At 27.8% G+C, this 14,564-nt stretch carries 14 protein-coding genes; all 14 read right to left on the reverse strand.

Annotated features, from left to right (window positions below; translation table 11 throughout):
* Window positions 1-53 precede the first annotated feature (53 nt).
* Entirely contained in the window at window positions 54-581 is a 528-nt protein-coding gene (locus KQI68_RS06270) for a flavodoxin family protein (RefSeq protein WP_216549274.1), read from the reverse strand.
* Between the two features lie 106 nt (window positions 582-687).
* On the reverse strand, window positions 688-1,449 hold the full coding sequence (locus KQI68_RS06275) for an ABC transporter ATP-binding protein (RefSeq protein ID WP_216549275.1): 762 nt from the start codon (window positions 1,447-1,449) through the stop codon (window positions 688-690).
* A complete protein-coding gene (locus tag KQI68_RS06280; protein WP_216549276.1) occupies window positions 1,439-2,428 on the reverse strand; it encodes a FecCD family ABC transporter permease in 990 nt (329 codons plus the stop codon). Before KQI68_RS06280 ends, KQI68_RS06275 begins: the two co-directional genes overlap by 11 nt.
* Entirely contained in the window at window positions 2,415-3,305 is an 891-nt protein-coding gene (gene isdE / locus KQI68_RS06285; protein ID WP_216549277.1) for a heme ABC transporter substrate-binding protein IsdE, read from the reverse strand. The genes KQI68_RS06280 and isdE overlap by 14 nt, the downstream gene beginning before the upstream one ends.
* On the reverse strand, window positions 3,295-4,269 hold the full coding sequence (locus KQI68_RS06290; protein ID WP_216549278.1) for a heme-binding Shp domain-containing protein: 975 nt from the start codon (window positions 4,267-4,269) through the stop codon (window positions 3,295-3,297). Before KQI68_RS06290 ends, isdE begins: the two co-directional genes overlap by 11 nt.
* Window positions 4,259-5,734, reverse strand: coding sequence for an NEAT domain-containing protein (locus tag KQI68_RS06295; protein WP_216549279.1), 1,476 nt, complete (start codon window positions 5,732-5,734; stop codon window positions 4,259-4,261). Before KQI68_RS06295 ends, KQI68_RS06290 begins: the two co-directional genes overlap by 11 nt.
* A gap of 219 nt (window positions 5,735-5,953) precedes the next feature.
* Entirely contained in the window at window positions 5,954-6,787 is an 834-nt protein-coding gene (locus KQI68_RS06300; RefSeq protein WP_216549280.1) for a hypothetical protein, read from the reverse strand.
* 5 nt (window positions 6,788-6,792) lie between these two features.
* Window positions 6,793-8,451: an ABC transporter ATP-binding protein gene (locus tag KQI68_RS06305; protein WP_216549281.1), complete on the reverse strand. Its 1,659-nt coding sequence runs from the start codon at window positions 8,449-8,451 to the stop codon at window positions 6,793-6,795.
* Window positions 8,444-10,150, reverse strand: coding sequence for an ABC transporter ATP-binding protein/permease (locus KQI68_RS06310; protein ID WP_216549282.1), 1,707 nt, complete (start codon window positions 10,148-10,150; stop codon window positions 8,444-8,446). The genes KQI68_RS06305 and KQI68_RS06310 overlap by 8 nt, the downstream gene beginning before the upstream one ends.
* The gene (locus KQI68_RS06315) at window positions 10,143-10,517 is read right to left on the reverse strand and encodes a YbaN family protein (RefSeq protein ID WP_216549283.1); all 375 of its coding nucleotides are present in this window, start codon (window positions 10,515-10,517) and stop codon (window positions 10,143-10,145) included. Before KQI68_RS06315 ends, KQI68_RS06310 begins: the two co-directional genes overlap by 8 nt.
* A gap of 262 nt (window positions 10,518-10,779) precedes the next feature.
* The gene (locus tag KQI68_RS06320; protein ID WP_216549284.1) at window positions 10,780-11,805 is read right to left on the reverse strand and encodes a hypothetical protein; all 1,026 of its coding nucleotides are present in this window, start codon (window positions 11,803-11,805) and stop codon (window positions 10,780-10,782) included.
* An 82-nt stretch (window positions 11,806-11,887) separates the two neighbouring features.
* Entirely contained in the window at window positions 11,888-12,934 is a 1,047-nt protein-coding gene (locus KQI68_RS06325) for an ABC transporter substrate-binding protein (RefSeq protein ID WP_216549285.1), read from the reverse strand.
* A 14-nt stretch (window positions 12,935-12,948) separates the two neighbouring features.
* A complete protein-coding gene (locus KQI68_RS06330; RefSeq protein WP_216549286.1) occupies window positions 12,949-13,731 on the reverse strand; it encodes an ABC transporter permease in 783 nt (260 codons plus the stop codon).
* Entirely contained in the window at window positions 13,728-14,561 is an 834-nt protein-coding gene (locus tag KQI68_RS06335; protein WP_216549287.1) for an ABC transporter permease, read from the reverse strand. The genes KQI68_RS06330 and KQI68_RS06335 overlap by 4 nt, the downstream gene beginning before the upstream one ends.
* Window positions 14,562-14,564: the final 3 nt, after the last annotated feature.

Genomic DNA, 14,564 nt, shown 5'->3' on the forward strand with positions numbered 1-14,564 from the left:
TAATTAATTGATATCTTCGTTTTCTAATTCCCACCCTACCGCCCATGTTATTTTTATAGAAATTCTTCGATTTTTTCTTTGAAATACTTTCCTGCTTCTTCTAATTCCTCCTCTGTTGCATATCGAGATGCGATGCTTGTTTCTATCATTTTTTCTTTTACATGCTTTGGAACTACCATTCCAGTTATTCCTTTTAGTTTTTCTATCATTTTTTCATCTACAAGTCCTGGACATATGTATTGTCCTAGTGATTCTTTATCTTTTAATAATTCTTCTAGATTTTTTATGACTTTTCTTCCATGTTCGGAGTCTGGCATTGCTCCTAATGTGGCAAAGAGTCCTATTTTTTGATTTTCTAATGATTTAAATAGTTTCATTGCTTTATTTTCTAATGTTCCTCTATCTATCCATGCTCCTAATAAGATAAAGTCATAATTTTCTTTATGAGATTCAGTCATATTTTTATATTCTTTTATATCTACTAAATCTACATCTGAAGTATTACTAATTTCTTGGCATATTACTTCTGCCATGTGTTTTGTATTTCCAGTTTTTGATGAATATATTATTAAGCCTTTCATTTTTCCTTCTTTCTTTTTCTATTGTTTTTCTAGATACAATGATTTTAGATGCAGACAGCCCTAAAGGGCAGCCTGCTGGGGTTTTGTTTCATTTAATTTAAAAAATTTACTCACTAGCTAAAACTAATTTTTCTTCTTCAAATTCAACTACTCTAAGTTTAGTGTCATATATTTTAGAAATTTTATCTTCTTCGATTACTTTTCTAGGATCGCCTTTAAATAAAATTTGTCCTTGATACATTCCTACAACTTCATCTGAATATTTTATAGATTGATTAATATCGTGAAGTACCATTATTATAGTTTTATTTAAATTTTTATTTAGTTCTTGCACTAACTTTAGGATTTCAATTTGATATTTAATATCTAGGTATGTTGTTGGTTCATCTAATAGAAGTATTTCACTATCCTGTGCAATTGCCATTGCTATCCAAGCTCTTTGTACTTGTCCTCCTGATAGGGCGTTTACTTGTGATTTTCGAATTTTCTCGAGTCCACATACTTCTATTGCTTCTTCTATTTTCTTTTCGTCTTCTTCTTTAGCTCTTTGCATAAATCCTATATATGGATTTCTGCCATATGCTACTAATTCTTCTACTTTTATGTCGCCTGTTATGTGGTTTTTTTGTCTTACTATGGCAACTTTTTTTGCATATTCTTTTATATCTATATTTTTTATATTTTTTCCATCAAGTGTTATTTGACCCATCTTCGGCTTTTCTGCTCTGCTGATGAGCTTAAATAATGTTGACTTACCACATCCATTTGCTCCCAGTAGTGTTGTGATTTTATTTTTCTTAATATCTAAATTTAAATCTTTTATTACTAAATTTTTTCCATAGGCGAAAAAAAGATGTTTAATTTCCATAGTTTTTTCCTCCTACTTTTAAAAGTGTTATAAAGAATATTCCTCCCACTACTGTCATTACAACTGATGGTTTTATTTCGTATGGATATGCAATTACTCTTCCTAATGTATCTGATAATAGAAGTGTGATGGCACCTAATATCATTGAGAAGGGTATTAGATTTTTGTGATTTGATCCCACAATTATTCTTCCTATATGCGGTACTACAAGTCCTAAAAATCCTATTACTCCAATTATTGCAGTTGATGATGATGCAAGTATTATTGCGATTAATGCCAATATAAATCTATCTCTATTTACATTTACTCCAAGAGATTTTGCTGTGCTATCTTCTAATTGAAGTAGGTTTGCTGTTCTTATTGTAAATAGTGATATCACTAGAAATAATATTCCATAAATTGCCATTATCTTTACATCGCCCCAAGTTTTTTGTGCTACATTTCCCTCTATTATTGACTGAACATTTGTTAGGTTTCCGCCCATCATTGACTTAATAGCTTCATTTATTCCCATGATTGTCATATTTAGTGCAACACCTACAAGTATTAGTTTTATTGGGTTACTTCCTCCATTCCACGCAAGGGAATATATGAGTAAGTATGCAAGAAGTCCTCCTAATACTGAAAATGCTGGTGAAAATGCATATAATGAAGGAAATATTATTAGTAGTAAGTTTTGAGTTAAGCTCGCTGCTGATGATATGCCTATTATTCCAGGGTCAGTTAATGGGTTTTGCATTACTGCTTGAAGTAATACTCCACTTGTTGCTAGTGCTGCACCTGCTAAGACTGATATTATTATTCTTGGAAATCTCAAGTCATATATAGCTGATACATCGGAATCATATTCTATAAAAAGTCCATGTATTAATTTTGAAAAAGACATCTCTATTGATCCTGTTCTCATTGAAAAAAGTATTAATCCAATTAATATTAAAATTGATATTATATAGATTGAAATGATTTTACTTTTTTTCACTATTTTCATCTCCTCTATACAATATTTTTTCTAAGTCATCTAAGGCTTCTTTGTAATTTAATTTTGCACTCATTCCAAATTTTTTATAGCTTAGGTCATAAACTTTTCCCTCTTTTACTGCTCTGAAATGCTTCCATATATCATTTTCTGCAAAATCTTTTTTAAACATTTCCATTACTTCATCTGGAAGTGCATGGGCAGTTCTAAGTATTATATCCGGATCTTTCTTTAACATATCTTCTGTGTTTATTGTTATAAACTGCTCGTCAGTTCCTCCATAGACATTTTCTGCTCCTGCTAATTGAGCTAGTGAACCAACATATGAGTTTTCTGTAGCTACTACATAGGAACCTGGTAGGCCCATTAGTATTAAAACTCTTGGTGCTTTTTTATTTTTATGCTTTTCCTTATAATCATTGATAAATTTTTCATAATCATCTCTTAATTCTTTAGCTTCTTTTTCTCGATTTAATAATTTTCCTAAATCATCAATTGATTTGTACATTCCATCAATATTATTTAGATTTAAAAATCCATAATCTAATCCTGCTGCCTTGTACTTAGGAAGTAAATCTGAAATTAAAGATACTGGTGAAAAAACATAATCAGGGTTTATCTGTTTTAGTTTTTCTATATCTGGTGACATTGCCATACCAACTTTTGGTACATCCTTATATCTCTCTGGCATTTTATCTATTTGTGAATCTGGCACTGCTACTAAATCTACATTTAGCTTTTCCATAATATAAACTGTTCCCATAGATGTTGCGGCAATTCTTAATCCACTGCCATTGTTCGCTTTTCCCTGTTTTTGATTTACGCAAGATGTAAGAAATAAAGCTGATAAAAATATTAGTAGGAGTTTTTTAATCTTCATAGTATATTTCACTCCTTTTCTTTTCTAATTCTTCTTCTGTTTTATTCTTGAAAAAGTATGTCAGTATTGCCAGTAATATTACTAGCGCTGTTATAGCAACCATTAATCCTATTAATGCGTATATAAAAGCTAGAGTTATTTTGCCAAGTTTTGTCTTTTCCTTCGGTTCATCATCATTTTCATTTGAATAATATAATTTTTTAATTATGTCAGAATCTTTTGTCAAAAGTCCATGAGAGTAACCAAGATCTCCTGCTGAAAAATTAGAGTTTAATTGTTTTTGTTCTATTTTTTCACCTTGACTTTGAGGTGCTAAAATTTGTCCTACTTGTGAATTATTTTCATTAGTTCTTAATCCATCCATATTAGAAATATTACTATTAGTTTTTGTAGGATCATTTTGATTTACGTTAGATTGAGATTCATTCACTGGCATTGATTTATCATTTACTTTTTTATTGGTTGATGAACCTTCCAGTGATTTAAAGTCTGTATTTCCTGAAACTAAATCAGATATAGTGTAGTAGAAAATTACATCACGACCCATTGGCTCTACAAATAATTTTGCTCTTACCACTATATTTTTAGATGGTATTTCAAATCTATAATCTCTTGTCTCTTCAGTTTGTGCAGTTACTTCTGCTGGCACTGAATAGAGTGTATCTTCTCCATAATTCTGTACAGCAAAGCTTTCTTTTTTAATGTAATTTGCTAAATTATAACGAACTGATAAAAATATTCTCCCATCATCTGTTGTCTCTACTAAAGCATTTGGATTTAATACATTTTCTGTCATCCCTTGTCCTATTCCTGGATTATTACCTGGATCTTCTATAACTCCTGTTACAGGGTGAGCATAATATGGTGTAGATTTTGCAATTTCCTGAGTATATGAAAATACATTAGTGCTTAGACTAAAGATAATTGCTAAAATTAGGATAAGACTTTTTATTTTATTTCTCATTTTTCTTAAGCCCTCCTAAAAATATGATTTCATCTTTCATATCTCTTATATCTTTAAAATTTTTCTTAATAAAAATTATTGCCACTGCATTTAATGTGATAAAAATTAATATTATAAAAAATATAATTCCAGCAGATTCTCTCTCTTTAATTTCCTCTACATCTTCTGCCTTTTCAGTATTAGTGTTGGGAATATTAGATTTACCTGAAGTATTTTGTCCGCCTTGCTTTGCAAAAGTCATTTGTTTTTGTAATGAACTTTCACTACTTGTGTTTACTGCCGATGTTGATGCTACCTTTGATGTTAGTGTAGAATTTGCTGAGTTATTTCCACTTGTTGAATTTGCTACATTCTTTGATTTTAGCTTTTTAGCAGTTGTCATAAAGGATTTTGCTCTTTCAGTTTTTGTGCTAGCTTTATTATTTACACTATTTGCTCCAGAGTTATTAACTGCATTAGTATTTTCTGGTATAGCATTTGCATCCTTAGTTTTAACTACTAGATATACTCCTGGATTTTTAACTCTTGTTTCTAAATGTTCACCATTAATTTTAAATTCTAATTTTTTCTTTTCTCCACCTGTCATATCATACAGTTCAAGATTGTCTTCTTTCTTAAAATTAATTAGTGGTATCTTTAAAGTAAATTCTTTTTCTGTTTTTATTTTCTTTCTTGTGCTTTGAATACTTTCTTCATTTCCACTTATTTCTTTTAGTGGCCCTAAAAATTCAATTTTAAATACATTTACTTGATCTAATTTATCAAAATTTTTAGAATAATTATCTGCTTCTTCTCCAGATAATTTATTTCCATAAAATGTAAATTCTTCTGCAAAAGTATCTTTATCATAATTTATTATTAAATTTTTATTTTGCACTTCTCCAGATTCATCTTTGGAAAATTCTTTCTTTTTTGCACCATTTTTAAATTTGTGAATTAGTTTTGCATCTTTTTCATCAATTTTTTCTAATTTGTCAAAATCAAGTTTAATTCTTGCCCTTATTGGCTCATCTCCCATTGGCTCAACTTTTGGATCTATATATACCTTTGTAAAATCATTTTGATTTATTAAAGATGTCCTAAATACTTCTGGTCTTTTATAATTTTCCTTAGGAACTTCTAACTCGAAGCAACCCGGTTCTGCTTGATAGTACTTGCCATCAGCTTTTTCAAAATATACATTAACAAGGGAAGCTATGATAGACATATATTCCATTTTGTCTGATCCTATGTATAAATTAGCTTCTTTATCCTTTACTTCAATTTCTGCAGTTTGACTTAAAGCTTTGTTTCCCATACTTTCTTTATTATCAATAGCATGCCAAAGCTTTATTGGAATTCTATAAAATCCATCCTCCAAATTTATTTCTTCTTCTACGGGAGTTTCTTTTTCCTTTGCAAAAACAACTGTAAATAGAGAAAAAATTATTAATATATACGCAAATATTTTTTTATATTGTTTCATAATTACCTCTTGTGATTATTTTATCTTTTTGATGTTAATGATAGTATTTCTCATTATAATAAACCACAAAAAAATTCAAAAACTTTTGTTAATAATAGTTAACAATGTTTTTGGTTTTGCTTTTTATTTTTTGTTTTATTTATGATGTTGAAAAAATCTAGTAAATTACTAGAGATTTTCAACCTTTTATAATTATTTTTATTAATTATTTGTAAATTTCTAAATTAAACATAGGTTAATATAGAAGATAAAATTTGCCTTCTTTACATGATTCTTCATTCCAAGTTGTGACTTTATCGTTAAAATAATTGAAGATTCTAAAATGATTCCATCAGAAGTAGACCAATAATCAATAATATCTAAAGGAATTTTAAAAGTTTTTTCTTTAGATTCAATTTCAAATTCTTCATTATTTTTAAAATAATATAATTTTGTTGCGATGCCCTTTCTATTGTATCCATCTTGAGCTTTTTTAACTGTCTTTGCATATAATTCTATGTAAGACTTTTGTTCAATAACTAATTTTCCGTAACTTTCAAAACCCCTTAGCGCCATTGAATCTTCTACAAAAGATTTATCTGAGCAGTACTGAACTTTTTTTATGTTAAAACCAATATCATAGGATCCTTCTCCAATTAATTCAGATATATTTGAAATTCTAGTTTTCTCTTTTAAGTTTTTAGAAAATTTTAAAAATTTATATCTTCTATCTAGAGCATCTTGAAGACTACCAATTCTTTTTGCTAAAATCTCATAACTAACATCTCTTGCAACTTCCTCATCTAATTCTAAGAATTTTTCTAAGATATATATGTTTTTTTCAAGGTTTTCGTTATAAATATTGCTTAAATCTTTTCCGACTTGAGTAAGCTTATATTCATTATTTTCTTTGTAAAGTACGCCAACTACAACCATTCTATCTAGAATTTTCTTAGAATTTACTCTTGAGCAATTAAAATAATTACTTGCTTCTGTTATAGTCTTATTTCCCTCATAATTTTGTATGAACAATAAATATTCAATTTGTACTCTGGTTATATTTAAATTTAACATTTAATTTACGACTCCATTCCCCTATTAAATTTAATTATTTCGTCACAAATTCTAAGGCTTGATTTTCTATGAGATGATATTATAATTGTTTTGTTTTTCTTTTCATCATGAAGAGACTTTAAAATTATGCCTTCATTTAAAGCATCTATATTTGCTGTAGGTTCATCTAATATATATAGTTTAGATTTTCTTAAAAACATTCTTGCTAGGGCAAGTCTTTGTATTTGTCCAGTAGATAAAAGCTTATTTTCTTTTACTATTTCTGTATCAAATCCCTTATCTAAACTTCTTATAAATTCATAAATATTTGCTTTTTTGGATGCTTCTATTAATTCCTCTTCAGTTGCATCTTCCTTTGCAATTAGTAGATTTTCTCTAATTGTCCCCTTAAATAAATGTGTTTCTTGAGATGTGTATGAAATATTATCTCTAAGATTAGTTGTATTAATATTTTTTAAATTATTATTATTAATTAAAATCTCTCCCTTATCTGGATCGAAAAATCTCATTATAAGCTTTATTATTGTTGATTTACCACAACCGCTCTTTCCGGATAATCCAATAACTTCATCTAATTTAAGATCTAGGTTAAATTTTTCTATTAATTTTTTATCATCATATGAGAAACATAAGTCTCTAGTGCTTAAATTATCGTATTCGATTTTTTCCCCTTCTATATTTTCTTCTACTACTGGTTTTTCATTAAAGAGTCCAAGAACTCTTTCACCACATGCAAAGGTAAGTACTAGATTATTTGCAAGTGATGATAAGGCCGATGTAGGTCCAAAGGAAGATATAAATATTGCAAAGGGAAATATCAATCCTACTTCATCTACTTTTCCTTCAATAAATAATATTGATGCTGCCATTATGAATACAAAGTTTGAAAATATTATAATAGCTGAAGTTATAGAAAAATTATTTGCTGATTTTTGTGATAATTTTTTTGTTGATTGATTTAATTTTTTAGTCAAATTATTTATCTCTTCTAGTCTTTTATCTTCGTAATTATAATTTATTATTTCTTTTAGACCTTTAAAAGTTTCTAAGATTTTTGAATTTAATCTTGATAAATCTCCTCTTTGAATTTTCCCTATATTTCTTGCAGATTTTTCAGTAATAATAGGCACAATAATTGCTAATATCAAATGAAATAACAAAAGTATAAGTGAATATATATAGCTGTATTTTAATAAAATCATAAAAAAAACAAAACTGTGAATTAGAGCAATGCACACTGGCGAGATAGTATGAGCATAAAATACTTCCAAGAGTTCTATATCTGCTGTTATTATAGAAATTAACTCTCCCTTATTTTTTTCTTGCATTTTCGCAGGAGATAATTCTCTTAGTTTTTTAAATACTTTATCTCTAATTGTTGCAAGTGTTTTAAAAGCCACATAATGATTAAATAGTTGCTCAATATATTTGAATATCGCTCTTATAATTCCAAGACCTATTATTGATAAAACTGCCATTTTAAAGTTAATTTCTTCCTTTAAAATTAATTTTGCAAGATATAAGCCGCCTAGTCCTGGGATAAGTGTTGCGAATATATGGCCCAATGCTCCAAAAAATATTGCACAAATCATTTGAATTTTTAAATTACTTACAAGTTTTAAAAGTTCTTTTATTAAATATTTATAGTGTTTTAACTTATTCATACAGACCCCACTTTTCTAAAGAAATCTGATAATTATATAATGAAGAAAATAATCTGCCTTTTAATATTTCATTAAACTTGCCTTCTTCTTTTATTTTTCCATCTTCTAAATAATAAATATAATCTGCATACTCAGTATTTTTAAGCCTATGAGTTATTAAAATAATATTCATTTCTTTCTTCATTTTTTCTAATAAATTAAGTATTAATTCTTCAGACTCTATATCTATATTTGATATAGATTCGTCTAGTATTAATAGCTTTGGCGATTTTAAAATTGCCCTTGCAAAGGAGAGTCTTTGCTTTTGACCACCTGATAAATTAGTTCCTAAATCATCTAGTATTGTGTCTAGTCCATCTCCATTTTCAAAATAAGTTTTAAGTCCAACTTTATCTAGTGCATTTAGAATTTCTAAATCAGTTGCATCTTCTTTTGCAATTTTTAAATTATATCTAAGACTTTCATTAAATATATAAGGCTCGTTATCTATCATCATTATATTTTCTAATAGAGAATTTAAATTTACATCAGTCATTCCATTAAAATAAATTTCTCCACTATTTGGTTTTAATATACCTGATAATACTTTCACAATTGTAGACTTTCCTGATCCACTCTCGCCCACAATAGCAGTAATACTACCTTTCTTAAATTCTAAATTAACATTATCAAGCACTAATTTTTTGTCGTAAGAAAAATTTAAATCTTTAATTTTTACGTTTAATTCACTACTCTTTAGATAATTTTCAAATTCTTTTTCATCTTCTGTCTCTAAAATTTTAAAAATACTTTTTGCTGCGGAAATTCCATTCATTGCAACATGGAATAGTGAACCAAGCCTTCTTAAAGGTGTGAAAAATTCTTGAGCAAGTAAAACTATGGAAATGGCAGCAAATATAGAAATTTCTCCCTTATTATAAAATACTAAGCTTAAAATAATTCCCAGCCCCATACCGCAATATGAGACAATATCCATAACTGTAATATTGTTTAGTTGAACCATTAAAAGTTTCATTGTTTTAACTCTAAAATCTTCTGCATACTCATTTAACTTTTCATTTTGCCTTTTATCTGCATTAAATACCTTTAATGTTGTAAGTCCATATAAGAAATCTATAAATACATCTGATAAATCTGTGTAAGATTTCCAATAAGATTTCACAACTTTATTTGCCAATTTTTGAACCATTAATATAGCAATTGGAATAACTGGCACTATAGCAAGCATTATAATTGCTATTTTGAAATTTAAAAAACTTACAATTATAAATAGTATTAAAGGTCCTATCAATGAGAAGAAAAGTTGCGGCAACATTTCTGAATAAAATATATTTAATTGTTCTATTCCTTCTACTCCTAAATTTATGATTTCGGAAATTCTAATTTTTTCTACAAAGCTCATTTTAAAAGAATAGACTTTTTTTATTAATCTTTGTCTCAAAATATTTTTAACTTCAGTAGATACCTTAAAAGATATTTTATAATAAATTTTTGTTATAAAAATTCGAGCAATAATTATAAATAAAATTATGGATAAAAGATTAATATTGTTATTTTTTTCTATTAGATTTTCTATGTATTTTGATAAACTAAAAATCATAAAAACATTTAAAATCATTTCCATAACTTTTAATACTACTAAAATAATTAAATATATTTTTTCACTTTTAAGTTCTTTAAATAATCTCTTGTCAAACATCTTTATCCTCCGAAATTGTCTTTACCTTAAAAAAGAAATAGAAATAATGAAATATAAGTACAATTGCAAGGCATATTCTCGCATGAAGATTATTTATTAATATAAAAGAGAGCGCAATAAAAAAGGAAATCATACCTAAAATTTTTATTTTTCTCTTTTTCGTCATACCAATTTTATTTTTTATTGGCTCTATATTTTCTTTATATAGTTTTGTGGAAATAAAATAGGCATTAAATTTCTTAGAACCTCTTCCAAAAAAGTAAGTTGCTAAAAGTAGAAAAGGTGTTGCAGGAAGTAGTGGCATATATATCCCCACGATACCTAGTCCTAAAAATATAAAACCAAATATTAAATATATTATTTTCAAAATTTCCTCCCTAAATAGTAATTGATAATCTTTTTTATTTTAGATTTATATTATCAAAAAATATTTATTTGTAAAGAAATATTGATAAGTTTTATCATTATTTCTGCTTATCAAAATAGGTTTTATTTTTCTTTAAATCCCTATATTTCAATCTTTTTAGAGGAATTAACCTGAGGTAACAAAAAAATAATTTTATGTAAATTTTTACATAAAAAAAGTAGGTGCGTTAAACACCTACTCATATAATTAATTTTAAAATTTATCATCCAATAAATACTCTTGGAATCATAAATAAAATATTACAAATTACAAAGTAAATTAAACCAAAGGCAACTGATTGTTTTATATCATTTGCTCCGAGCTTTAATTCTTTATTGTCCATAAGTTTTGCAAATATTGAAGCAATAAATCCAAGAATTGGATAAACTATTAATACTCCCATATTGCTAGTTCCCTTATCCATAAATCTAAAGAATGTTGGTATCATTACAAACATTGCTCCAAGATAGATAAAGAAGTTTCCTCTTTCAAACCAAATTAGTGCACATACTGCAACTACTGCAAGTAAAAATGCAACTGTACTTGCTGTATTAAGTAATGAAATTTTGTTAACAAGTCCTTGGTTAATTAATTCAAGTTTATTAATATAATAACCTGAATTTGTATAGGCTTCCTTAATGCTATCCTTAACCTTAGTAGTCTCAGTAAAGTTATCAACTTTAGCATCAGTTATAAAAATTGACGCATCTTCAACTAATTGTCTGCCTGAGAAATAAAGTGGATTTGGTGCATAATAAACTGTGAAATCATATTCTCCAACTTTTTCTGTTAAGTCAAGTTTAATGGCACTTACTGCATCAAACTCTTTGTTACTAGTTTTGTTGTAAAAGTCTTTCACTTTTAGCTTCATTTTTTCTTCAAAAAGAGAAGAGTTTATTTTATCGAAATCTCCCTTTAAATTAACTTTAGATTTGCTATAAGTAACATCATCTCCAAAAAAGATTTGTCTAACAGGCGTTCCTAAAATTCTGGCAGTAGAATCTTCACCTGTATAATTAAATTTTATGTCGTATTTAATAAGTTTTTTTAGGCCATTTCCTTCTACACTTCTAGTGATTTGAAGTCCTTCAACTCCGTCTGAATTATTAAAGATTATTCCATCGAATTCTCTGTTAACTGTGGAGTTAGGCCATAAAAGAGACTTGTTAAAAAATGCTGTAAAAGAAATTATTACTAATAAAAATAAGAAAATTGCAAATACTACAAGTCTTTTTATTTTGTCGTTCATTTCAAACCTCCATTATAAAACATTTAACTTATACTATATAATATCACATGAAGGTTTGAAAATAAACAAAATTTTTAGTTAATTAAAGATTTGAAGCGTTGATTTCTGTCCAAATTCTGTCATAAACTTTGATAAATTCTCCAAGGTCTTTAAATGCTTCTAATTCTGGTGCATTTGTTAAATCTGGATAAGCTACTTTAGAGTTTTTGATTTCATCTGGTAGAAGTTCCTTTACTCCTTTTACTGGAGAAGTATAACCAACACAGTAATTTACATTTTTAGCTTGAACTTCTTTTTCAAGCATGTAGTTTATAAACTTTTCAGCTCCTGATACATTTCTTGCATTTTTAGGAATTACCATTGAGTCGTACCAAATATTTGATCCTTCTTTTGGAATTACATAATCAAGGTCTTCATTTTGTTTAATCATTAAAAGTGCATCTCCTGAATACATTACAGAAAGATTTGCATCTCCTTGAACTACTACATCTCTTCCATCATCATCAAGATATGCATATACTAGAGGTTTTTGTGCAATTAATAGATCTTTTGCTTCTTGTAATTCTTTTTCATTAGTTGAGTTTAAAGAATATCCAAGCTTTTTAAGAGCAACACCAATTGTATCTCTTTGAGAATTATACATTATAATTTGATTTGCATATTTTTCGTTCCAAAGAATATCCCATGAATTCACTGGATCAGTCACTGCTTTTTTGTTATAAACAATACCAACTGTTCCCCAGAAATATGGAACTGAATATTTATTTTCTGGATCGAAAGTAGGATTTTTAAGTCTATCTTCTACATTTTGGAAGTTTGGAATATTTTCGTAATTTACTTCTTGAAGTAAATCTTCTTTAATTAGTTTTTCAATCATATAATCTGAAGGAACAATTACATCATATTGATCTTGTGATTGAGTCATCTTGATGTATAAGTCTTCGTTAGATGCATAAGTTGAATAATTTACTTTGATTCCAGTTTCTTTTTCAAAATCTTTTAAAATTTCAGGATCGATATATTCTCCCCAGTTGTAAACTGAGATTTCTTCTGTGGCTTTACTTTCTCCACCACATGCAGTTAAAGTTACAGATATTAATAAAGACATTAATAAGATTAATTTTTTCATTTCTTCACCTCGTATTAGAATAGATTATTTTGTTTATCCTTTTCATTTCGCTTATTAATTATTACAAGCAAAATCAAAAGAACTACTAACATTATTGTTGAAAGTGCGTTAATTGAAGGGTTGATTCCCTTTCTCGCCATTGAATATATTGTAATAGATAGATTTGAAACTCCTTGACCAGTGTTGAAAAAAGATATTACAAAATCATCTATTGAAAGTGTAAAAGCCATCAAGGCTCCTGTTAAAATCGCAGGTTTAATCTGCGGTATTACTACATTCCATATTGCATAAGAAGGAGTTGCTCCTAAATCTAGTGCTGCCTCAACAGTGTTTTTTTGTAGCTGAGATAATTTTGGAAGAATTGATAATATTACATAGGGTATACAAAAAACTATGTGGGAAATAATCATAGTAGTATATCCCATTTTTAAATTTATCAGTCCAAAAAATCCCATAAGAGCAATAGCTGTAACTATATCTGGATTAATTACTGGAAGGTAGTTTATATTTAAAATTGTACTCTTCTTTATTCCTCTTAGCTCGTTAATTCCAATTGCTGCAAGAGTTCCCACTATTGTTGAAATAACTGTTGCAACTATGGCAACTATAAAAGTTGTCTTAAGTGAGCTTAAAATATTTGGATCTGTGAACATGTTCTTGTACCATTTAAGAGTAAAGCCTGCCCATGATCCTCTTAGCTTTGAATTGTTAAAACTAAATACTATTAGAACAATTATTGGAGCGTATAAAAATAAAAATATTAAGAATAAATATATTCTATCTACTAGTTTTCTCATACTAATCCACCTCCAATACTACTAGATTTAACAGTTCTTTTAAAAATTTTTGGAATCACAAGGATTAAAAGCATTATTATAATCAACACAATTGAAATTGCTGAACCAAATCCCCAGTCTCCTGTGAATGTAAATTGCTTTTCAATTAAGTTTCCTATTAAATAAAAATTATTTCCACCAAGTAAGTTTGGCACAACGAAAGTTGATATAGCCGGGATAAATACCATTGTTATACCAGTGTAAATTCCTGGAAGTGATAATGGGAAAATTACGCTAATAAAAACTTTAAAATTATTTGCTCCCAAATCCTTCGCTGCTTCAATTAATTTTTGATCCATCTTTAAAAGTATTGTGTAAATTGGTAGTACCATAAATGGCAAGAAGTTGTAAACCATACCAATCATAATTGCCTTAGAATTATACATTAAATCCCATGGTCCAATTCCAAAAAGCCCAATAAATTTATTTATAAGTCCATTATTTCCAAGAAGTGTAAGCCATGCATAAGTTCTTAATAAAAAGTTCATCCACATTGGAATTATAAAAATTAAGATTAAATTATTTCTTACTTTTTCTGGCATTCTAGAAATTATATAGCTAACTGGATAACCAATAAGAAGACAAAGTATTGTTGATGCACCTGCTAGAAGTATTGAAACCCAAAGTATTTTTAAATACAGTGGCTCCATAAATCTAGAGAAATTATCCAAAGTAAAGCTAAAATCCATTAAGCTTTGATTTGCATTAAATGCATAAGCTAAGATTAAAATTAGAGGAAATAATATAAAGACCAGTGCCCATATAAAATATACAAATGACATTTTCTTCATAAT

Origin of the sequence: Peptoniphilus ovalis (assembly GCF_018919265.1) — a bacterium.
In the GTDB taxonomy this organism is placed as follows: Bacteria; Bacillota; Clostridia; order Tissierellales; family Peptoniphilaceae; genus Peptoniphilus_A; species Peptoniphilus_A ovalis.